Origin of the sequence: Sphingomonas sp. (assembly GCF_024508665.1) — a bacterium.
Taxonomy (GTDB): Bacteria; Pseudomonadota; Alphaproteobacteria; order Sphingomonadales; family Sphingomonadaceae; genus Sphingomonas.
Genome location: NZ_JANINP010000007.1, coordinates 822018 through 840896, shown reverse-complemented (window position 1 = coordinate 840896; position 18879 = coordinate 822018). Strand labels below are relative to the sequence as shown.

Genomic DNA, 18879 nt, shown 5'->3' with positions numbered 1-18879 from the left:
CGCGTCAGACGATCTCTACCTTGAACGGCACCTCGGCCTGGGTGGCCAGCGCGCGCACTTGCCCGGCCGACTGGAACGACGGCGGTACGTCACCGATCGGCCCGTTGCGCGTGTGCACGACGACGTTGACCCCGCTCGCGGCGCGGTCGGCGGCGACCTGGAATTCGCTGCCCGCGCTCAGGCGCGTCTGGCAATTCGCGCAGCCGGTCACGTTCCAGCGGCTGAGCACTGCCTCGGCGCCCACGAGCCGATGCGCGCCATCGACCTCGGCATAAGCGGCGATGATGAACGAGCCCGCGATCTTCGACCGGTCGATTCCGCTGACCCGGACCTGCCGCGTCGCTTCGCCCGCCGCGAACATCGCGACCGGCGGCGACGGGGCCGCGAACGCGTCGAGCGAGCCGGGGCCGTAGGTATAACCGAGCTGGCCTTCGATATCGACGCAATCGCTGCTGACGAACGTACTGCCGTCGGCGCGCTGGAACGGAATCAGCGGGGTCGCCATCGTCAGCATGTCGCCCTGATTGGCGCCCGCCGGCGGCTGGTTGTTGGCATAGGATGCACCCGGATCCTGCATGTCGATCGTGAAATCCCGGGTAGCGCCCTGCCGCCGCTGCCAGATCCAGAAGGCGTAATCGATGAAGCAATGGTGGAAGAAGAAGATCGGATCGAGTGCGGCGGTGTCATTCTCTCCCATGTCGCCGTTGGCACCGGCGATCGGCGAGGCGTTATAGGCCGGGATATCGAACCCGCCGACCGCAAGGTGGATGTAATTGTGCGGCGATTCGAGCGCGACCACCGGCTTGTCGGGATTGGCCTTGTTCCACGCCCGCATCGAGGTCGTGTTCGAAAACAAGGTGTAATTGGGAGCGTCCAGGCATTTCTGGAATTGGTTGACGACGAGCCCGCGCGTCACCGCGCCCGAATAGACCGGCATGGTCAGCCACGCCATGATGTTGGCGTCGAGCGTCTTCACGTTCGCGGCATAATTGGGGAAGCCGGCATTGTGATCCTGCGTCGCCGACTGATCGGCCGGCGTGCCGACCAGGCCGGATAGCGGGTAGCGCACGGTCTCATACCCCTGCGGCTTGCTGTAGCTCGGGCTGTTGGGATCGCTGCCACTGTCCTGCGACACCTGGTCGACGATCGCCATGGGCAGCACGAACGAGCGCAGCGGATTGTCGATCAGCACGCCGTCGAGCTCGAACTTCTCGTCGGTCAGCGCGCGCGGGATGCCGTTCGCCTGCGAATCGGCGCTGCACTCGTCCCAGAATGGCAGCGTGACGCTCTCGCACCCCGGAATGCTCTGCAACGCCTTTTCCAGCTTGTAGAGATAGACGCGGTGCCAGGTGGGAAAGAGCACGGTGGCGTGCTGGCAATAGCCGCCCCACCAGGCATTGGCATAAGCGCCGGGACCGCGGAACGGCTCGCCATGGAAGCCGCCGAGCGTGAAAAACGAGTTCGGATCGCCGGGAGGAAGTTCCTTGATCCCTTTCCATGCGCGCATCAGATTTTCGAGCTCGGCCGTGTTGCCGGCGTCGTAATCGGCCTGGATATCGGCGATCGAACGGCGAATCCCGGGTGCGGCAGGCGTGCTCATGCGTCGAATCCCCTCAACGTGCCTAACGGCGATGTCAGAATACAGGCAGGTACACGCCGATTACGGTCAAGTTACAGTCGATATGTCCATTTTAGACATAAATATTATGTCCATTTTGACTGGATATCGACATCGACTCGAGCATAATACTTCCTCATGTAAAGCCACAAGGCAATTTATTTTGGTGTCGACCTTTGCTGGCGCTCATATGAATGTTAATCTTTACTTCGATTCTCTTGGAGCGGTGGTGCGATGCTTGATGGCAAATGGACCTATCGCAGCTATCACAACTCGACCGCCCTGGTCGGGGACGATGCCGCCGCGGCGCTGGCGCTGATCTTCGGCGAGGGCGTGTTCGACTTCACCGAGGACGGCACCGGCAAGGTGCAGGGCACGCTCGATATGGGCGGCGGCTATGCCCTTGCCGTCAGCGGCACCGCGGGATGCGCCGATCGCGAGGATGCTCCGCCGGTCTTCGCGCTGATTGGGCTCGGCATCGACGGTACGCCGACCGCCGGCTGGCGATATGATTATCGCGGGGTTCCGGCCTATTCCTGGCCCGAGGGCGTCAACCAGATCCCCTGTCTGGTGGGCAGCGTGGTGCGGGTCCATGCGCATGGCCCGGGAGCCCCGGCCGGCGTTACCGCCTCGTTCGTCGCGGTCCGTCAATCCGATGTCTCGTCGACTTCGCAACCAGGCGGCGGCGCCGCGACCACCGGGTCGTGACGACCGCGCCGCGCCGAATCGCCGCGCTCGGCGGCCTGCCCGCGCTGGCGATCCTGGCGGCGGCGCCGGTGACCGCCGCAGTGCCGGGGCAATTGTGGCTGCCGCTCTGTTCGGGGGGCGAGACGCATTGGATAGCGGTGCCGCGCGATCCTGGCCGTCCCATGCGCGATGATCGCCCGCACAGCCTCTGCGCGCACGCCGCCTGCACGCGCGAGACACGGCTGGCCCGCAAGGCCAGGCCGACCTAGATTAGCCGCACCGGCCGCACGCCGGGACGGGAGGGGTCAATGTTCATCGGTCACTACGCGCCGGCCTTCGCCGCCGCGACGTCACCCAAATCGCCGCGGCTCGGCGCCCTGTTCGTCGCCGCGCAGCTGGTCGACATCGCTTTCTTCAGCTTCCTGATCCTGGGCGTCGAGAAGATGCGGTTGCTGCCCGGTGCGACGGTGATGAATGCGATGGATCTGTACGACATGCCCTGGACGCACAGCCTGGCCGGGGCGATCGGCTGGGGCATGCTGTTCGCCGTCGCGGTGAAAGCGCTGGGCGGCAGCTGGACCACCGGCGCGATCGGCGGTGCGGTGGTGGTATCGCATTGGGTGATCGACCTGCTGGTCCATCGCCCCGACCTGACTCTTGCGGGCAGCCCGCCCAAGCTCGGCTTCGGGCTGTGGAACCATCCGTGGATCGAGATTCCGCTCGAACTCGCCTTCGCGTTCGGCGGGCTATGGTTCTTCGTCAGCCGGACGCGCGCGACCGGTGCGATGGGCAAATGGTCGCCCTGGGCGCTGGCGATCGGCATGGCGGCATTGCAGGCGATCAACTGGACGACTCCGCAACCGACCGAGGCCGGGCCCGCCCCCGCCTCCACCGGCTGGCTGGGATTGTTCGCTTATGGCGTCCTCGCGGTGCTCGCCTGGTGGGTGGCGCGGACGCGGCGTTTGGCGTAGCCCCTCCCCAAATCGGGGAGAACCGGATGTCGTTGGTCGCAGAGCTCAAGGGATTGCAGCGCAAGCAGGTCCATTCGATCTGGGCGAGCTATCTTGGCTGGACGCTCGATGCGTTCGATTTCTTCCTGCTCGTGTTCATGCTGTCGGCGATCGCCAAGGAATATGGCACCGACATCAAGACGGTGTCGGAAGCGACCTTCCTGACGCTCGCCGCGCGGCCGTTCGGCGCGTTCGTCTTCGGCTGGATGGCCGACCGATTCGGGCGGCGGCCGATCATGATGATCGTGATCCTGCTGTTCTCGCTCTTCTCGTTCGCCTCGGCCTTCGCCTGGTCGCTGACCAGTCTGTTCGTGATCCGCACCCTGTTCGGCTTCTGCATGGGCGGCGAATGGGGAATCGGCGCCAGCCTGGTGATGGAATCGATCCCGATCAAGCTGCGCGGTCCCGTCTCCGGGCTGCTGCAGTCAGGCTATCCGACCGGCTATTTCCTCGCGAGCCTGGTCTATTTCCTGTTGTTCGACGCGATCGGCTGGCGCGGGCTGTTCATGGTCGGGATCGCGCCGGCGATCCTGGTCTTCCTGATCCGCATGCATGTCGACGAAAGTCCGGCGTTCGAGAAACGCCGCCACGAACGGCCGGCAAATCCGATCGGCGAGTTGGTGCGGAACTGGAAGATCGCGCTCTACCTCGTCATCCTGATGACCGCGTTCAACTTCTTCAGCCACGGCACACAGGACCTGTATCCGACGTTCCTCAAGGAACAGCATCACTTCGACACCAAGACGATCGGGCTGCTCGCGATGATCGGCAATGTCGGTGCGATCGTGGGCGGAATCTCCTTCGGTATCTGGTCCGAACATATCGGACGCAAGCGCGCGATCATCATCGCCAGCCTGCTCGCCATCCCGATCATTCCGTTATGGGCGTTCGCCAGCACGCCGGTCATGCTCGGCCTGGGCGCTTTCCTGATCCAGGTCGCGGTCCAGGGCGCCTGGGGCATCGTACCGGTGCATCTCAACGAATTGTCGCCCGCATTGGTGCGCGGCATGTTCCCGGGCTTCGCCTATCAGCTGGGCAATCTGATCGCGTCGCGGAACGGCCCGATCCAGGCATCCATCGCGGAGAGCCATGGCGGCAATTTTGGCCTCGCCATGGCGATCGTGGCGGGCATTACCGTTGTCGTCCTGGTCGTATGGACGGCGATCGGACCCGAGCGCACCGATGTCGATTTCCTGACGGAGAAGACCAATTGAAGGCAACGATCTGGCATAATCCGCGCTGCTCGAAATCGCGCGAGACGCTGGCGATCCTGCAAGCGACACCTGGCGTCGAGGTCGAGGTGATCGACTATCTCAAGCATCCGCCGTCGCGCGACGAACTGGCGGCGCTTTATGCCGCGGCAGGCATGACCCCCGTGGAGGGCCTGCGCAAGGGCGAGGACGGGGCAAAGGCGCTCAAGGGCGCCGAGGACGACGCCATCCTCGACGCGATGGCGGCGGATCCCATCCTGATCGAGCGCCCGCTGGTCGAGACGCCGAAAGGGGTACGGTTGGGCCGGCCGCCGGAAAAGGTGCGCGAGATCCTCTGACTGCGCTCGAAGCCCGCATCCTGCCAGGGTGCGGCCTTTCCCGTTCTCGAGCCCTCTCCCGCACGCGGGAGAGCGTTGGGTGAGGGTCTTCTTTCTTCTTTCAAGCGTGTGTCGAGACAGAAGAAAGAAGACCCTCACCCTCCCACCGCTACGCGCCGGGCCCCTCCCGCATCAGGTAAACAGCGCCCCGCGCTGTTTAGGTCATGCCGGGGGCATGACCGACCTGATGCGCCCGCACACGGGAGAGGGGACACTTGGCTGGTTTAGGTGGCCCGGACTGCAGCCCGGGCCCGATGTCTCATTGGTTCGTGGCGGTCGTGACCGTGGTCTTGGTCTTGACCGTGGCCGGCGCCGCCTTGCGGACGACGTGGCGTCGCGTCACCACGCGTTTGCGCGGGACCGTCTTGGTGACGACCTTCGCCGGCGCGGCGGGAGCGACCGTCTCGGTCGTTACCGTCGTGCTGGTCGGCGCGGGCGCCGGGGGTGGCGGCGGCGCCGCGATCACGACCGGAGCCGGCGGCGGGGCGTTGCGCGCGGCGTCGGCGGCGGCTTCCGCCGCGGCCGCCCGGGCATTGGCATCGGCCGCCGATCGCGCGGCGTCCGCGGCAGCGGCGTCGGCCGCCTGCTTGTCGTCGCGGGCACGAGCGAGCTTGGCGCGCTGCGCCTCGCCCAGCGCCTGGTCGGCCAGCATCGAAGCGTGATTGGCGTCGGCGATCGCCTGTTCCTTATGATCGCCCGCCAGATCCTCCTGCGCGGTACGAAGCGCGGCCTGCGCCTGGGCCAGCAACCGGGGCACTTCGCCCGCGGCACCGACCTTGCTCGCCGCATCGACTTTGGCCTGAGCGGCGGCGACAGCTTCGCGCGCCCGATCCTTTTTCCCCTGCCCCAACGCCGGTGACGCGGCGACAAGTGCGACCCCCGATACGCACGCCAGAATGGTTGGGAAACGCATGTTACTCTCCTGTCCTTTGGAACCGCCGCACAACGATCGTTACGGCGAAGCGGTTCCGAAACGGTCTGGACGGGTGACGGATGCGAGCGAGGCCGCTAAGGGCGTGCGGCATGACCGGAATCACGCCCGAAATCGTCGCCGAACACGGCCTGTCGCCCGAGGAATATGAGCGCGTCCTGCACGCCATGGAACGTGAGCCCAACCTCACCGAATTGGGTATCTTTTCGGTGATGTGGTCCGAACATTGTTCGTACAAATCGTCGCGTATCCATCTGAAAAAGCTGCCGACCAAGGCGCCCTGGGTGATCCAGGGCCCGGGCGAGAATGCCGGCGTGATCGATATCGGCGACGGCCAGGCGGCGATCTTCAAGATGGAGAGCCACAACCATCCGTCGTACATCGAGCCTTATCAAGGCGCGGCGACGGGAGTCGGCGGCATCCTGCGCGACGTCTTCACGATGGGCGCGCGGCCGGTCGCGAACCTGAACGCCTTGCGCTTCGGACGCCCCGATCATCCCAAGATGCGCCACCTGATCGCCGGCGTGGTTCACGGCATCGGCGGCTACGGCAATTGCGTCGGCGTGCCGACCGTCGGCGGCGAGGTCAATTTCCACACCGCCTATGACGGCAACATCCTGGTCAATGCGATGACCGTGGGCGTCGCGGAAACCGCCAAGATCTTCTATTCGGCGGCATCGGGCATCGGCAATCCGATCGTCTATGTCGGCTCCAAGACCGGGCGCGACGGCATCCACGGCGCCACCATGGCGTCAGCCGATTTCTCGGAGGATTCGGAGGAAAAGCGCCCGACCGTGCAGGTCGGCGATCCCTTCACCGAGAAATTGCTGATCGAGGCATGCCTGGAATTGATGGCGTCCGACGCGATCGTCGCGATCCAGGATATGGGCGCGGCGGGCTTGACCTCGTCATCGGTCGAGATGGCGTCAAAGGGCGGGGTTGGGATCGAGCTCGACATGAACGCGGTGCCGTGTCGCGAGACGGGCATGACCCCCTATGAAATGATGCTGTCGGAAAGCCAGGAGCGCATGCTCATGGTGCTGAAGCCCGGCCGAGAGGCGGAAGCGGAAGCGATCTTCCGCAAATGGGAACTCGACTTCGCGGTCATCGGAACCGTGACAGATACCGGCCGCATGGTATTGAAATTCAACGGGGAAACGGTGTGCGATATCCCCCTCGGCCCGCTCGCCGACGAGGCCCCGGCCTATGACCGGCCGTTCGTGCGCACGCCCCCGCCGGCGGAGCTGACGGACGAACCCGAATGCACCGACCTGACCGGCGACCTGCTCAAGCTGATGGCATCGCCCGACATCGCCAGCCGCCGCTGGATCTGGGAGCAATATGACCACATGGTCGGCGCCGACACCGTTCAGCGCCCGGGCGGCGACGCCGCGGTGGTCCGCGTCCATGGCACCCAAAAAGGCCTGGCGATCACCACCGATTGCACCCCGCGCTACTGCCTGGCCGACCCGTTCGAAGGTGGAAAGCAAGCGATTGCTGAGACTTATCGCAATATCTGCGCAGTTGGTGCGAAGCCGCTCGCGACGACCGACTGCATGAATTTCGGCAACCCGCAGCGGCCCGAGATCATGGGCCAGTTCGTCGGCGCGATCGAAGGCATGGCCGAGGCCTGCGCCGCGCTCGACTTCCCGATCGTGAGCGGCAACGTGTCGCTCTATAACGAAACCAAGAATGACGACGGCACCGGGTCGGCGATCCTGCCGACGCCGGCGATCGGCGGGGTCGGGCTGCTGCAGGATTACACCAAGAGTGCGACGATCGCGTTCAAGCATACCGGCGACGCGATCCTGGCGGTCGGCGAGCGCGGCGGCCATCTCGGCCAGTCGATCTGGCTGCGCGAGGTCCATGGCCGGGAGGACGGCCCCCCGCCCCCGGTTGACCTCAAGGCAGAGCGGCGTACCGGCGAGTTCATCCGCTCGGCAATCGAACGCGGCCTGATCAGCGCGTGCCATGACGTCTCCGATGGCGGCATGGCGGTGACGCTGGCCGAGATGGCGCTGGCCAGCGGGATCGGCGCGATGATCAACGAGGCGCAGCCGTTCGGCGTGGCGGGATCGTTCTTCGGCGAGGATCAGGGCCTCTATCTGGTCACCGTACCCGACGAGGGACTGGCTGAATTCCTCGCCGATGCCGCCGCCGCCGACGTCCCCGCCGATCCGATCGGACGGACGATCAAGGACCGGCTGATCTTCGAACTCGACGAAGGCGATTGGTGCGTTTCCATCGCCGATCTGCGCGCGGCGCATGAAGGCTTTTTCCCCGAACTGATGGGCGACACGATCGCTTGATCGGAGGATCTCCTCCCCATCCGGTTTGCGCGCAAGCGGGAGGGGAATGGATGGGGCTGTTGTAGAACAGCGGGTTGGTGATAGCGTCGGCGCCATGGCATCGCCCGACGCTTCGTCTTCGCACCCGCATGCGGGCTCCGCGGGCTATTCGGGGACGCCGCTGGCGAAGAAATTATCGCTCGCGCCGGGTATGCGCGCCTGGTTCCACGCCATGCCGGACGGCGTGCGGGCGGAGATCGATCCCGTTGCGATCGGCGTGGTCGAACTCGATGCGCCGGTTACGGGGCTCGAAGCCGCACATATATTCGTGACCGACCGCGCCGAGCTGGAGCGGCTGACCTTGAAACTGCGGACCATGATCGCTCCGGCCGGACAGATCTGGGTGTCATGGCCGAAAAAGGCGTCCAGGGTGCCGACCGACGTCACCGAGGATGTGATCCGCGCGGTGGCGCTGCCGACCGGGCTCGTCGACGTGAAAGTGTGCGCGGTCGACGCGATCTGGTCGGGACTCAAACTGGTGATACGCCGCGAATTGCGGTGAAGGGGGAGCGGGATGATGGGGACCGGCCGTAAAATCCTGGTGGCGACCCTGGTCGCGGGCACGCTCGATATCCTGTCGGCATGCGTCTACACGCTGATCGCCGGACGAGCGCCGATAACCATGCTCAAGGGCTTGGCGAGCGCGGTCCTGGGCAATGGGGCGGTTACGGGCGGGGCCGGCGTGGCTTTGGTCGGGCTGCTGCTGCATTTCGCGATCATGGCGGTGATGGCGGCATTCTTCGTGACCGCGGCGAACCGGCTGCCGGTACTCAAGGCGCGCTGGCTGCTCGCGGGCATTGCATATGGCATCGGCCTATGGGCAGTGATGAACCTGGTCGTCCTGCCGCTGCGCTTCGGCTGGCATCCGTTCACGCCGCTCGGCCTGGCCGAGCAATTCTTTAGCCATATCGTTCTGGTCGGCATCCCGATCTCCTGGTTCGCGCGACGGTGACCGACCTGCCGGCGAGCGATGGCGCGGCCGCGCCGCAGCGGCTGCGCACGCTCGACGCGGTGCGCGGGGTCGCGGTGCTGGGCATCTTGCTGCTCAACATCATCGACTTCGCGATGCCGGGCTATGCCGAGATCGACCCCAGCTTCTACGGCGGATCGACCGGCGCGAACTGGTGGGAATGGGCGATCGCCTATGCGATCGGCGACGGCAAGTTTCGCGGGCTGTTCACGATGATGTTCGGCGCATCGACCCTGCTGATCGCCGATCGCGCGTTGTCGAGCGGCCAGCAGCCGGCCAAGGTCCATTATGCGCGGATGGCGACCCTGTTCGTGTTCGGCATGGTCCATGCCTATCTGATCTGGGCAGGCGACATCCTGGTGCTCTACGCGCTGACGGGGATGATCGCGTTCATCGGCTGGCGCGCGCCGCCGCGGATGCTGGCGACGATCGGCCTGTTGCTGCTGGCGTTCAAATTTGCCGACGGGATGCTCGCTTATCAGCATATCGAGGCGGCCCGGGTCGCGTCCACGCAACCCGGCGCCGATCCGCAGATGGTCGCCGACTGGCGTTCGTTCGTGCAACAGGCCGACCCGCATCGCGACGGGATCGCGCGGGAACTGGCCGGCTATCGCGACAACTATGCCGACGCGCTGGCCGTCCGGGCGCGGACAGCGATCTTTTTCCAGACGGTGATCAACCGCATCGCGTTCGTCGACACGCTGGCGCTGATGCTGATCGGCATGGCGCTGTTCCGCTGGGGATTCTTTTCCGGAACCTGGTCGCGGCGCGCTTATTGGCTGACCGCCGCCGCTGTGCCGCTGGCCTGGGCGGGCTATATTCCGCTCATCGACTGGCTAAGCGCCACCCACTGGTCGCCGCTGACGATGATCGCGACCGAGGCGATCCAGCTCACGCTGCTGCGGCCGTGGCTCAGCCTAGGCTATGCCGCCCTGGTGATCCTGTTCGTGCAATCGGGGCGCCTGCCCGGGCTGGCGGATCGGTTCGCCGCCACGGGACGGATGGCCTTTTCCAATTATCTCGGCACCTCGATCGTCTGCACGTTGATCTTCAACGGCTATGGCCTGGGCTGGTATGGCTATCTGCAGCGTTGGCAGTGCTTGATCGTCGTCGCCGGGATGTGGCTGTTGATGCTCGCGTGGTCGAAACCCTGGCTCGATCGATTCGCTTATGGTCCGTTCGAATGGCTGTGGCGGAGCGCCGCGCGCGGCCAATGGCAGCCGTTCCTACGCGCGAGGCAAGTTGCAAACGTGTCGCAATAGTATTGCGAATCGCTCTCACTATCGCTAACTCGCTGGCAACGAGCGCGAGGGATGATCGGTCTCATGATGGTGTGCGTGTGCAATGCGATCCGCGAACGCGAGGTGCGCGAGGCCGCCCGCAACGGATCGATGACCGCATGTCAGGCCTATCGCTCGCTCGGGCGGCAGCCCAAATGCGGCCAGTGCGTGCCCTTCGCCCGCTCCATTATCGATGAAGAGCGCGCTGCCGCATAATATCTGCAGCAACCAGAACTGCGGAAATCAGCCGTTTTTGGGGACTATGTCCGGCGACCTCACCGGTTTATGGTCATGCCCGACAAACAGCCAAGGGGCAGCAAGATGAAGGGCGATCCGCAGGTCATCGATTTCCTGAATAGCGCGCTCAAGAACGAACTGACCGCGATCAACCAATATTGGCTGCACTACCGTCTGCTCGACCATTGGGGCGTGCAGAAGCTGGCCGAGTTCGAGCGCCACGAATCGATCGACGAAATGAAGCATGCCGACTGGCTGGCGGAGCGCATCCTGTTCCTCGACGGCTTGCCCAATTTTCAGCTGCTCGGGCGGCTACGCATCGGCGAGACGGTCGAAGAGGTGTTGAAGTCGGATCTCGAACTCGAGATGGAAGCGCTGCCGCTGCTGCGCGACGCGATCGAACATTGTGAGAAAGTGCGCGACTATGTCAGCCGCGACTTGTTCCGCCGCATCCTCGACAGCGAGGAGGAACATGTCGACACGCTCGAGCGCCAGTTCGACATGATCGAGCGCATGGGGCTGGAGAATTACATCCAGCTCAACGCGAAATCAGCGGAAGACAGCGAGGGCTGAACGCTACCGATAGCCGAGCTTAGGCCAAGAACCTGGATAAGCCGTTGTTCTTGAAGTGATCCATCTGCAACCTCGGCATTCCCGCGCAAGCGGGAACCCATCTCCGGCGCTTGCCGCCATAACTGCCGGTGCGATGGTGGAGAGGACACGAGATGGGTCCCCGCTTGCGCGGGGATGACGACGGGAAGATACGTCCTATACCGCGCGGCGGCCGAAGGCGGCCGGGCGGCGTTCGACCAAGGGGTTGGCCTCGCGCTCGAGCATCGCGAGGGTCGCTTCGAACGTCGGGCGCAGCTTGACGACATGTTCCAGCGCCTGGTCGGGCGCGTCGCGCGTTTCCACGCACTGGCGCCCGATGACTTCGATCGCCTCGGCGATGGCGGCGAGTTGCTCCGCGCCGAACTGACGCGACTCGCCCTTCAGCGTGTGCGCCGGCAGCACGATCGCGGCGGCATTGCCCGCGCGCATCGCGTCCTCGATCGCGGCGACGGACTTGACGCCATCTTCCTTGAAATAGCCGAGAATACGGACGAACCCCGCCCCAAGCTCGCTACGGGCGGCCTGAAACGCGCTCCAGTCCACCAATTGCCCGCTGTCGATCGTCACCACATCCTCCACCGGTATCGGCACCCCGCCGCTGATCCGATGTGTCCGCTGTACCCTGCCTAAGTAAACGAGCGGTTGATGGCGTTGTCCGCCGCGGGTGGGTAAGATCTTGCTACCGTACGGCTTTCGCGCAAATCGAGTTCATTCCCGATCAAATGGATTTTTCGGCGCGCGGAACGTCAGCCGAACCGGGACAGCGCCGAAACCGAGATCGCGCCGCATCGAATTGACGAGATAGCGTTCATAGCTCGCCGGAAGCTGATCGACCCGAGTGCCGAAAATGACGAAGCTGGGCGGGCGCGTCTTGATCTGGGTGACATAGCGCATCTTGATCCGCTTGCCCCCCGGCGCGGGCGGCGGATTGGCCTCGATCGCGCGTTCGAACCAGCGGTTGAGCTCGCCGGTGGAGACGCGCTTCGACCAGGCCTCGCGCGTTTCGAATGCAGCACCCAGCAGCTGGTCGATACCCTTGCCGGTCGCCGCCGAGACGGTGATGACGATGACGCCCTTCACCTGGCTCAAACCGTCCTCGAGCGCCTTCTTGACGCCATTGAACAGCGACGAGGCGTTCTCGGCGATATCCCATTTGTTGAGCGCGATGATCAGCGCACGGCCTTCCTGCAGCACACGGTCGGCGATCCTGAGGTCCTGCGCTTCCAGCCCCAGGGTGGCATCCAGCAACAGCACGACGACTTCGGCGAAATCGACCGCGCGCAACGCATCGGCGACCGACAGTTTCTCGAGCTTGTCCTGCACCTTGGCGCGCTTGCGCATGCCGGCGGTGTCGATCAGCCGCACCGCGCGCGGGCCGTTCTTCGGATCGTGCCACGTCCAGTCGATCGCGATCGAATCGCGCGTGATCCCCGCTTCCGGGCCGGTAATCAGGCGATCCTCGCCCAGCATGCGGTTGATCAGGGTCGACTTGCCGGCATTGGGACGGCCGACGATCGCCAGTTTGAGCGGCGCGTTGGGGCTTTCGTCTTCCTCTTGCTCCAACTCTTCGGGCTCGGGAACGAACGGGACGAGCGCCTCGAACAGATCGGCGATCCCTTCGCCATGCTCGGCCGACAGCTGGACCGGATCGCCAAAGCCGAGCGCGAGCGATTCGAGCACGCCGGCCTCTCCCGCGCGCCCTTCCGCCTTGTTGGCGACCAGGATGACCGGGGTGGTCGAGCCGCGCAGCCAGCGCGCGATTTCCTCGTCGAGCGGCACGATCCCGGCGCGGGCATCGATCAGGAATAAGGCGACATCGGCCTGTGCCACCGCCGCCTCTGTCTGTTGCCGCATCCGGCCGGGCAAGGTCGCGGCGTCGAGATCCTCGTAACCCGCGGTGTCGATGACGCGGAATTCCAGCCCGAGCAGGCTCGCGTCACCCTCGCGCCGGTCGCGCGTGACGCCGGGCTGGTCATCGACCAGGGCAAGCTTCTTGCCGACGAGCCGGTTGAACAGCGTCGACTTGCCGACATTGGGACGGCCGATAATGGCGACGGTGGGTAGAGACATGCTGGCGCTGTAGGGCGTGTGCACGCAAGCGGCAACGCCTTCAGGTGGACGGCCAAAGCAATCGGATGAAGCGGAATAGCAATATCCTAGCCCCTCCCCTTCAGGGGAGGGGTTGGGGGTGGGGAAGCGCCGCAAGCTAATCGCCCGTGGCTAGCCCCCACCCCAACCCCTCCCCTGAAGGGGAGGGGCTTAAGTACAGCGCTGCTCCACAATTGCATGTAAGAGCGGCTCGCGGCCCCAATCCTATCCCGCAAGCGGGAGGGAGAAGCCCCCCGACTCTTACCGATAAGCAGAAATGCGTCCGCGGCCGTCGAGCACGTACAGCGTGTTGTTGGCGACGACCGGACCCAGGCTGAAACCGTCCTTGCCGGGGATCGTCTGGCCGACGGTGCCGTCACTCGGCGAAGCGAACACCATGTCGCCCAGCGAATTGACCAGCACCAGGCGGTTCCCCGCCAGGACCGGACCGTACCACGTCAGCGGATTCTTCTTCTTTTTCTTCTTCTCGACCTGGAAGGCGCGCAACTGGCTGATCCAGCGGATCTTTCCGGTCGAGCGCTGCAAGCAATAGAGCTTGCTTTCGTCGGTCACCACGAACAGCCATTCGCCCGCCAGCCAAGGCGTCGAAATACCGGCGAAATTCTGTTCCCACAGGCGCTGGCCGGTGGCGAGATTGGCGGCGATCAGGCGACCGCCCTGCCCCAGAGCATAGACATTGGTGTCGTCGATCACCGGATCGGCATCGATATCGGCAAGGCTGGACACCGAGGTCGAAATGCTGGTGCGCGACAAGGCGTCGCCCCAGATCGCGCGGCCATTCTCGACGCGATAGGCGTTGAGTTCGCCCGACGAGAAGCCGGCGACGACCGTCTGGTGGGCCACTGCCGGCGCCGCGACGCCGAACACGCCCTGCGTCTCGAGGCTGCCCGAGGCCGACCAGACCTGCTGTCCGTTGGCGGTCGACAATGCGTAAAGCTGATTGTCCTGGCTCAGCGTGTAGAGCTGATCACCGACGACGGTCGGCGATCCGCGGAGCGGTGGTCCCGGCTTGGCGCGCCAGATTTCGGAACCGGTCTTGGCATCGAACGCGACGATGTCGCCCAGACCGTCGGTCGCGTAGACGCGACCACCATCATAGGTCGCGCCGCCGCCGAAGCGCGCGGCCTTGCTCTTCTCCGCCTTGGCGATCGGCACGGTCCACAGCGACGCGCCCGAATTGGCATCGAACGCATGGAGGGCGCCATCGACGTCGACCGCGTAGAGCTTGCCGTCGCCGATCACCGGCGCCGCCGCCAGCCGTTGACGGTTCGACCCGGCAGGGATCGATACCGTCCATATACGCGAAACGTTCGCGCCCAGCGCCAGATGGCCCATCGACTTTTCGGGATTGCCGCCGGGCTGCGCCCATTCGGCGTTGGCGACCGGCGCCGGCAACAGAACGTCGAGCCCCGAAATCGCCGGATCGACCTTGGCATCGCTTTCCGAAACCAGGATCGGCACGCGGTCGCCCAGCACCGGAGTCTTCTTGCCGCCGCCCTTAAACGCGCCGCACGCGCCGAGCGCGGTCAGCGCCACCAGCGCAATCGGCATCCTCCACTTGGTCGTCATGCTATCTACTTGCCCTTCTGAACGTTCGTGCCTGGATCCAGAGCCTGGGTCGCCTGAACCGCGCGTTGACGGATGCTGTCCGGAACCTTGTCGCTCTCGGCAATCAGCTTGAACATCGCGCGCGCTTCCGCCGTGCGGTTGAGTTTGAGGTCGGCCGCCGCGATCATCTCGCCGGCGCTGCCGAGCCAGGCCGAGTCCGAGGTGGCGAGCGGCTTCAGCCGGTCGATCACCACCTGCGGCGCGAGTCCGTCGAATTCGGTCTGGGTCTGGCGGATCGTGGCGAGGTCGCGGATCGGCTGTCCGACGCTGCTGTCGCCGGCGACTTCGCCGTATTTCGCCGCGGCTTCCTTGGTCTTGCCGGCCGCGAGCAGGTCATTGCCCTGCAGCATCTTGGCGAGCGCGCGATAGCCGGGCGCGCTGTCGCCCGCGAGCTTGTCGATCGGCGCCTTGGCCGCCTGGGTATTGCCGCTAGCGATCGAATCATAGGCCTGTTGCAGCTCGATTGCTTTTTTCTCGGCGGCGCCGTGGCTCCATGCCCGCCAACCGAGCACGGCGGCGAAGATCGCCAGCGCCGCCACGATCAGGCCGACGATCACGCGACCATAATTCTTCCATACGCCCACGATCTGATCGCGGCGGAGTTCCTCATCGACCTCGCGCAGGAAAGCTTCATCGGTGTTCGGCGTCACAGCCAAGGGGTAGGCTCCAATTGGGGGCAAAAATAAGTCGGCGGACCTTAGGGACCGGCTTCGGCTCTCGCAATGGCCGTAATGGGCCACCGCCCTTAGCGGCGCGCCATTCAAAAGCAACGCGCCTTAGGTCTTTGGGAGGTAGGTCTGCTCCACTCCCGGAAATGTTCGATTGCGCACCTCTTCGGCATAGCGGGTGACCGCATCGGTGATGCGGCCGGCCATGTCGTCGAACTTCTTCACGAAACGCGGGGTGCGTTCGAACAGGCCGAGCATGTCCTCGGCGACCAGCACCTGGCCATCGCAGGCCGCCGAGGCGCCGATCCCGATCACCGGAATGTCGGTGGTTTCGGTAAGCGAGCGCGCGATCGGCTCGACCACGCCTTCCACCACCACCGAGAAGGCGCCGGCCTGGGCGACCGCCTGGGCGTCGCCCTTGATCTTGGCCTCTTCCTCCTGGCTGCGTCCGCGCGCGCCATAGCCGCCGAGCGCGTTGATCGCCTGGGGCGTCAGGCCGATATGCGCCATCACCGGAATGCCGCGCTCGGTCAGGAAGCGAATGGTCGGCGCCATCGCCGCGCCGCCCTCCATCTTGATCGCGGCGCAGCCGGTTTCGGCCAAGACGCGGCTCGCATTCATGAAGGCCTGTTCGGGCGAGGCTTCGTAGCTGCCGAACGGCATGTCGACGACGACGACGGCATGATAGCTGCCGCGCACCACCGCGGCGCCATGCGCGCACATCATGTCGAGCGTGACCGGCAAGGTCGAGGGCAAGCCATAGACGACCTGCCCGAGCGAATCGCCGACCAGCAATATGTCGCAATGCGGGTCCAGCAATTGCGCCATGCGGACCGTGTACGCAGTCAGCATGACCAGCGGTTCCTGCGTCTTTCCCTCGAACTTGCGGCGCTGGATGGCGGGCACGGTCAGCCGCTTCATCGGCGCCGGCGTCGGGTTGGCGCGGCTGGTCGAGGTGTCGATCGTGAAGGTCGTGGACATGGCGCGCTCCCTAGCCCTTCCCCGCGCCCGCTGCCAGCGCGGAGAGATGCGATTGTTCTCTCCTCTTGACTCAATGTTAGTTTTACCTAACATGATGGCTATCGAGTCGAACATGAGGTCAGCAATGTCGTTCAGAGAGAAGATCGCCTGGCTGTCGCTGATCGCGATGGTCGTCGCCTATGGCGTCTATTTCACCTTGGTATCCCCGGCCTTTCTGCCGGCCGGGGCATCGACGGGGTATTTCCTGGCGCTGCTCGGCGGCATCCTGGTCGTCCAAGCGGTGTTGGTGGCGATCGCCAGCATCGTGCTGGCGATCCAGACCGGCCGCGACGCCAATGCGCCGGCCGACGAACGCGAGCGGGCGATCGCCCGGCGCGGGGCCGCGATCGCCTATTTCGTGCTGATGGTCGGGATCATCGTGGTGGGCTGCGTGATGCCGTTCAGCGCCGGCGGCTGGCACATCGTCAACGCCGCCCTGCTCGCGCTCGTCGCGTCGGAAATCGTGCGGTACGGCGTGATCGTCATGAGCTATCGGAGGGGCTGGCATGGTTAGGGCCAAGCCGCTTCCCGGCCGCGTGGTCAACCAGATCCGCCTGCTGCGCTTCATGGCGAACGAGATGACCCAGGCCGAGCTTGGCGAGCGGATCGGCATGACCCGCCAGACCGTGGCGGCGATCGAGGCGGGCAAATATTCGCCCACGCTCGAGGCCGCGTTCCGCATCGCCCAGGTATTCGGCAAGCCGCTGGACGAGGTGTTCCAGTGGGAGGGGTGAGGATTACCTGGATAGTAAAATTATGACGCGGTCTGCCGACACGCGCTTCATAGGTCAGCGTCGGCTCAATACCGACCGATCCCGGCGCCCTTATGGCTAGGTCCCGCCTTTCACGGAGAATTCGTATCCCTCGCCCGGCACCCCAATAATTAGCTCATCCCTGCTCGGCGCGTATGAAACCGCATTTTTACTCGCGTGCTCAGGCAGCGTGGAATGGGGGTCGATCAATTCGCCGATAGTGAAATTGCTAACGCCGACGAGACCGATGCGCGATGTGTAGCGCACCTCGGCCCGATTTGGCCCGCGCCACAACCATCGATACTCACGCCAACTTCCGCCGGACTTCAAATGATGCTCGATAAGTTGATGATATTGGATGCATTCCACTTCTCGTAACGCGTCATCGAACGTGCACAACCGCCTTCCGTCCTTGATCCAGCTGCCGCCCGGTTGGGCGTCGACCCGGCTAGCAGGCGCCACGGCACTGCTCCCCATTAAAAGGATCGGGATAAAATAGGAGATGCGCATCACTCTAACGTCCGATCCAGCCCTTCTTCGCCGCCATGCCCGAAAACCAGATCGCGAACAGGCCGACCACGGCGATGAACACCGGGAACGGCACGACCTTGGCGGCGCCTTCATGCGCGATCAGGTCGGTCATCGCGAACGTGTAGCCGAACTGCACGATCACCGCGATCAGCGAGATCCAGAACAGGATGATCGCGCGGCGCTCGCGCAGCAGCAAGGCGAGGCCGCCGAGCAATCCGCCGAACGTGGCGACGGCGTAGACGTAATTGTACCAGGCCGGAAGCGACTGATAGAGCGCCTGATGATAGGGATCCTGCTCCCACATCGCCGAGGCGGCGCCGAGCCGGAACTGCTCGACGCAGAAATAACAGCCGATCGCGTTCCATAGCACCAACAGGATCGCGACGATCCAGAACCAGACCGGCGGCTTGATATTATCAGCCATCATCCCCTCCCCGTTCAGACGGGGAATAGACTGCGCCTCGTTGCGGTGGCTGACAAGTCCAAGCGATGCCGGCCTAAGCGATGCCGGCCGCCTGCCAGGCATCGGGCTTGAACCCCGCTACCAGCACGCCGTCGCCTTCGACGATCGGGCGCTTGATCATCGACGGCTGGGAAAGCATCAGCGCGATCGCTTTCTCCCGGTCGAGATCGGCCTTGTCGCCGTCCGAGAGCTTGCGGAACGTCGTGCCTGCGCGGTTGAGCACCGTTTCCCAGCCCAACGCATCGGTCCAGCGGCCGAGCGACGCCGCGTCGATCCCGGCCTTCTTGTAATCGTGAAAGGCGTAGGCGACGCCATGACTATCGAGCCAGGCGCGCGCCTTTTTGACGGTGTCGCAATTGGGGATGCCGTAAAGGGTAAGCATGGCCGCGCCCTTAGGCCGGGCTCCCTGATCAGGCAATCGGGCAAGCCCGGCCGGCACGATATAGC

The 18879-nt window shown here is 64.8% G+C and carries 23 protein-coding genes; 13 read left to right on the top strand and 10 right to left on the bottom strand.

All coding sequences use genetic code 11. From position 1 onward, the window contains the following. Positions 1-4: 4 nt before the first annotated feature. Entirely contained in the window at positions 5-1600 is a 1596-nt protein-coding gene (locus Q0L25_RS19170; protein WP_296617075.1) for a tyrosinase family protein, read from the bottom strand. A gap of 252 nt (positions 1601-1852) precedes the next feature. Between Q0L25_RS19170 and Q0L25_RS19165 the strand changes: the two genes are divergently transcribed. From Q0L25_RS19165 to arsC, 5 genes are read left to right on the top strand one after another with little or no spacing between them, the layout of a single operon-like run. Continuing rightward, positions 1853-2326: a hypothetical protein gene (locus tag Q0L25_RS19165; RefSeq protein ID WP_296617073.1), complete on the top strand. Its 474-nt coding sequence runs from the start codon at positions 1853-1855 to the stop codon at positions 2324-2326. Beyond that, entirely contained in the window at positions 2323-2574 is a 252-nt protein-coding gene (locus Q0L25_RS19160; RefSeq protein ID WP_296617070.1) for a hypothetical protein, read from the top strand. Before Q0L25_RS19165 ends, Q0L25_RS19160 begins: the two co-directional genes overlap by 4 nt. A 39-nt stretch (positions 2575-2613) precedes the next feature. Beyond that, positions 2614-3276 carry a hypothetical protein gene (locus Q0L25_RS19155; RefSeq protein WP_296617068.1) on the top strand — a complete coding sequence of 221 codons (663 nt, stop codon included), beginning with the start codon at positions 2614-2616 and terminating at the stop codon, positions 3274-3276. Between the two features lie 26 nt (positions 3277-3302). Further along, positions 3303-4529, top strand: coding sequence for an MFS transporter (locus tag Q0L25_RS19150; protein WP_296617066.1), 1227 nt, complete (start codon positions 3303-3305; stop codon positions 4527-4529). Beyond that, entirely contained in the window at positions 4526-4864 is a 339-nt protein-coding gene (gene arsC / locus Q0L25_RS19145; RefSeq protein ID WP_296617064.1) for an arsenate reductase (glutaredoxin), read from the top strand. The genes Q0L25_RS19150 and arsC overlap by 4 nt, the downstream gene beginning before the upstream one ends. Before the next feature lie 298 nt (positions 4865-5162). Here the strand turns inward: arsC and Q0L25_RS19140 are convergent, their stop codons facing one another. Continuing rightward, positions 5163-5816 carry a hypothetical protein gene (locus Q0L25_RS19140; RefSeq protein WP_296617063.1) on the bottom strand — a complete coding sequence of 218 codons (654 nt, stop codon included), beginning with the start codon at positions 5814-5816 and terminating at the stop codon, positions 5163-5165. Between the two features lie 110 nt (positions 5817-5926). On the opposite strand from Q0L25_RS19140, the gene purL reads away from it, so the two are divergent. From purL to bfr, 6 genes are all read left to right on the top strand, one after another. Continuing rightward, positions 5927-8143, top strand: coding sequence for a phosphoribosylformylglycinamidine synthase subunit PurL (gene purL / locus Q0L25_RS19135; protein ID WP_296617061.1), 2217 nt, complete (start codon positions 5927-5929; stop codon positions 8141-8143). Between the two features lie 94 nt (positions 8144-8237). After that, a complete protein-coding gene (locus Q0L25_RS19130; RefSeq protein ID WP_296617060.1) occupies positions 8238-8684 on the top strand; it encodes a hypothetical protein in 447 nt (148 codons plus the stop codon). Positions 8685-8699: 15 nt separating this feature from the next. After that, a complete protein-coding gene (locus Q0L25_RS19125) occupies positions 8700-9134 on the top strand; it encodes a hypothetical protein (RefSeq protein WP_296617058.1) in 435 nt (144 codons plus the stop codon). Then, entirely contained in the window at positions 9131-10414 is a 1284-nt protein-coding gene (locus Q0L25_RS19120) for a DUF418 domain-containing protein (protein ID WP_296617056.1), read from the top strand. The genes Q0L25_RS19125 and Q0L25_RS19120 overlap by 4 nt, the downstream gene beginning before the upstream one ends. Before the next feature lie 63 nt (positions 10415-10477). Beyond that, on the top strand, positions 10478-10648 hold the full coding sequence (locus Q0L25_RS19115) for a (2Fe-2S)-binding protein (protein ID WP_066591365.1): 171 nt from the start codon (positions 10478-10480) through the stop codon (positions 10646-10648). Positions 10649-10753: 105 nt separating this feature from the next. Then, complete coding sequence (gene bfr / locus Q0L25_RS19110) at positions 10754-11242, top strand: bacterioferritin (RefSeq protein ID WP_296617055.1); 489 nt, start codon at positions 10754-10756, stop codon at positions 11240-11242. Between the two features lie 195 nt (positions 11243-11437). On the opposite strand, the gene Q0L25_RS19105 is transcribed toward bfr, so the two are convergent. The 5 genes from Q0L25_RS19105 to panB all read right to left on the bottom strand — a co-directional run bounded on the left by Q0L25_RS19105 (position 11438) and on the right by panB (position 16647). Beyond that, positions 11438-11848 carry an Hpt domain-containing protein gene (locus Q0L25_RS19105; protein ID WP_296617053.1) on the bottom strand — a complete coding sequence of 137 codons (411 nt, stop codon included), beginning with the start codon at positions 11846-11848 and terminating at the stop codon, positions 11438-11440. A gap of 141 nt (positions 11849-11989) precedes the next feature. Then, positions 11990-13351 carry a ribosome biogenesis GTPase Der gene (gene der, locus Q0L25_RS19100; protein ID WP_296617050.1) on the bottom strand — a complete coding sequence of 454 codons (1362 nt, stop codon included), beginning with the start codon at positions 13349-13351 and terminating at the stop codon, positions 11990-11992. A 279-nt stretch (positions 13352-13630) separates the two neighbouring features. Then, on the bottom strand, positions 13631-14959 hold the full coding sequence (locus tag Q0L25_RS19095; RefSeq protein ID WP_296617049.1) for a PQQ-like beta-propeller repeat protein: 1329 nt from the start codon (positions 14957-14959) through the stop codon (positions 13631-13633). A gap of 5 nt (positions 14960-14964) precedes the next feature. After that, positions 14965-15648: a tetratricopeptide repeat protein gene (locus Q0L25_RS19090; protein ID WP_296617802.1), complete on the bottom strand. Its 684-nt coding sequence runs from the start codon at positions 15646-15648 to the stop codon at positions 14965-14967. A 126-nt stretch (positions 15649-15774) separates the two neighbouring features. Beyond that, positions 15775-16647 (bottom strand): 3-methyl-2-oxobutanoate hydroxymethyltransferase, encoded by an 873-nt coding sequence (gene panB, locus Q0L25_RS19085; RefSeq protein ID WP_296617047.1) that lies wholly within the window; start codon positions 16645-16647, stop codon positions 15775-15777. Between the two features lie 124 nt (positions 16648-16771). Here panB and Q0L25_RS19080 point away from each other — a divergent pair, with 124 nt between their 5' ends. After that, entirely contained in the window at positions 16772-17200 is a 429-nt protein-coding gene (locus Q0L25_RS19080; RefSeq protein ID WP_296617045.1) for a hypothetical protein, read from the top strand. Then, positions 17193-17420, top strand: coding sequence for a helix-turn-helix transcriptional regulator (locus Q0L25_RS19075; RefSeq protein ID WP_296617044.1), 228 nt, complete (start codon positions 17193-17195; stop codon positions 17418-17420). Before Q0L25_RS19080 ends, Q0L25_RS19075 begins: the two co-directional genes overlap by 8 nt. Before the next feature lie 96 nt (positions 17421-17516). Here Q0L25_RS19075 and Q0L25_RS19070 read toward each other — a convergent pair whose 3' ends face one another. The 3 genes from Q0L25_RS19070 to Q0L25_RS19060 form a co-directional block, all read right to left on the bottom strand. Then, on the bottom strand, positions 17517-17948 hold the full coding sequence (locus Q0L25_RS19070; RefSeq protein WP_296617042.1) for a hypothetical protein: 432 nt from the start codon (positions 17946-17948) through the stop codon (positions 17517-17519). A gap of 4 nt (positions 17949-17952) precedes the next feature. Beyond that, positions 17953-18393, bottom strand: a complete 441-nt coding sequence (locus Q0L25_RS19065) for a hypothetical protein (RefSeq protein ID WP_296617041.1) — start codon at positions 18391-18393, stop codon at positions 17953-17955. Between the two features lie 73 nt (positions 18394-18466). Next, positions 18467-18814 carry an ArsC family reductase gene (locus Q0L25_RS19060; protein ID WP_296617039.1) on the bottom strand — a complete coding sequence of 116 codons (348 nt, stop codon included), beginning with the start codon at positions 18812-18814 and terminating at the stop codon, positions 18467-18469. Positions 18815-18879 lie beyond the last annotated feature (65 nt).

Excerpts from the sequence above, each read along its gene's own strand:
- Q0L25_RS19170 (WP_296617075.1), bottom strand. The coding sequence starts at position 1,600 with ATGAGCACGCCTGCCGCACCCGGGATTCGCCGTTCGATCGCCGATATC.
- Q0L25_RS19165 (WP_296617073.1), top strand. The coding sequence starts at position 1,853 with ATGCTTGATGGCAAATGGACCTATCGCAGCTATCACAACTCGACCGCC.
- Q0L25_RS19155 (WP_296617068.1), top strand. The coding sequence starts at position 2,614 with ATGTTCATCGGTCACTACGCGCCGGCCTTCGCCGCCGCGACGTCACCC.
- Q0L25_RS19150 (WP_296617066.1), top strand. The coding sequence starts at position 3,303 with ATGTCGTTGGTCGCAGAGCTCAAGGGATTGCAGCGCAAGCAGGTCCAT.
- Q0L25_RS19140 (WP_296617063.1), bottom strand. The coding sequence starts at position 5,816 with ATGCGTTTCCCAACCATTCTGGCGTGCGTATCGGGGGTCGCACTTGTC.
- purL (WP_296617061.1), top strand. The coding sequence starts at position 5,927 with ATGACCGGAATCACGCCCGAAATCGTCGCCGAACACGGCCTGTCGCCC.
- Q0L25_RS19130 (WP_296617060.1), top strand. The coding sequence starts at position 8,238 with ATGGCATCGCCCGACGCTTCGTCTTCGCACCCGCATGCGGGCTCCGCG.
- Q0L25_RS19125 (WP_296617058.1), top strand. The coding sequence starts at position 8,700 with ATGGGGACCGGCCGTAAAATCCTGGTGGCGACCCTGGTCGCGGGCACG.
- Q0L25_RS19115 (WP_066591365.1), top strand. The coding sequence starts at position 10,478 with ATGATGGTGTGCGTGTGCAATGCGATCCGCGAACGCGAGGTGCGCGAG.
- bfr (WP_296617055.1), top strand. The coding sequence starts at position 10,754 with ATGAAGGGCGATCCGCAGGTCATCGATTTCCTGAATAGCGCGCTCAAG.
- der (WP_296617050.1), bottom strand. The coding sequence starts at position 13,351 with ATGTCTCTACCCACCGTCGCCATTATCGGCCGTCCCAATGTCGGCAAG.
- Q0L25_RS19095 (WP_296617049.1), bottom strand. The coding sequence starts at position 14,959 with ATGACGACCAAGTGGAGGATGCCGATTGCGCTGGTGGCGCTGACCGCG.
- panB (WP_296617047.1), bottom strand. The coding sequence starts at position 16,647 with ATGTCCACGACCTTCACGATCGACACCTCGACCAGCCGCGCCAACCCG.
- Q0L25_RS19080 (WP_296617045.1), top strand. The coding sequence starts at position 16,772 with ATGTCGTTCAGAGAGAAGATCGCCTGGCTGTCGCTGATCGCGATGGTC.
- Q0L25_RS19075 (WP_296617044.1), top strand. The coding sequence starts at position 17,193 with ATGGTTAGGGCCAAGCCGCTTCCCGGCCGCGTGGTCAACCAGATCCGC.
- Q0L25_RS19070 (WP_296617042.1), bottom strand. The coding sequence starts at position 17,948 with ATGCGCATCTCCTATTTTATCCCGATCCTTTTAATGGGGAGCAGTGCC.
- Q0L25_RS19065 (WP_296617041.1), bottom strand. The coding sequence starts at position 18,393 with ATGGCTGATAATATCAAGCCGCCGGTCTGGTTCTGGATCGTCGCGATC.
- Q0L25_RS19060 (WP_296617039.1), bottom strand. The coding sequence starts at position 18,814 with ATGCTTACCCTTTACGGCATCCCCAATTGCGACACCGTCAAAAAGGCG.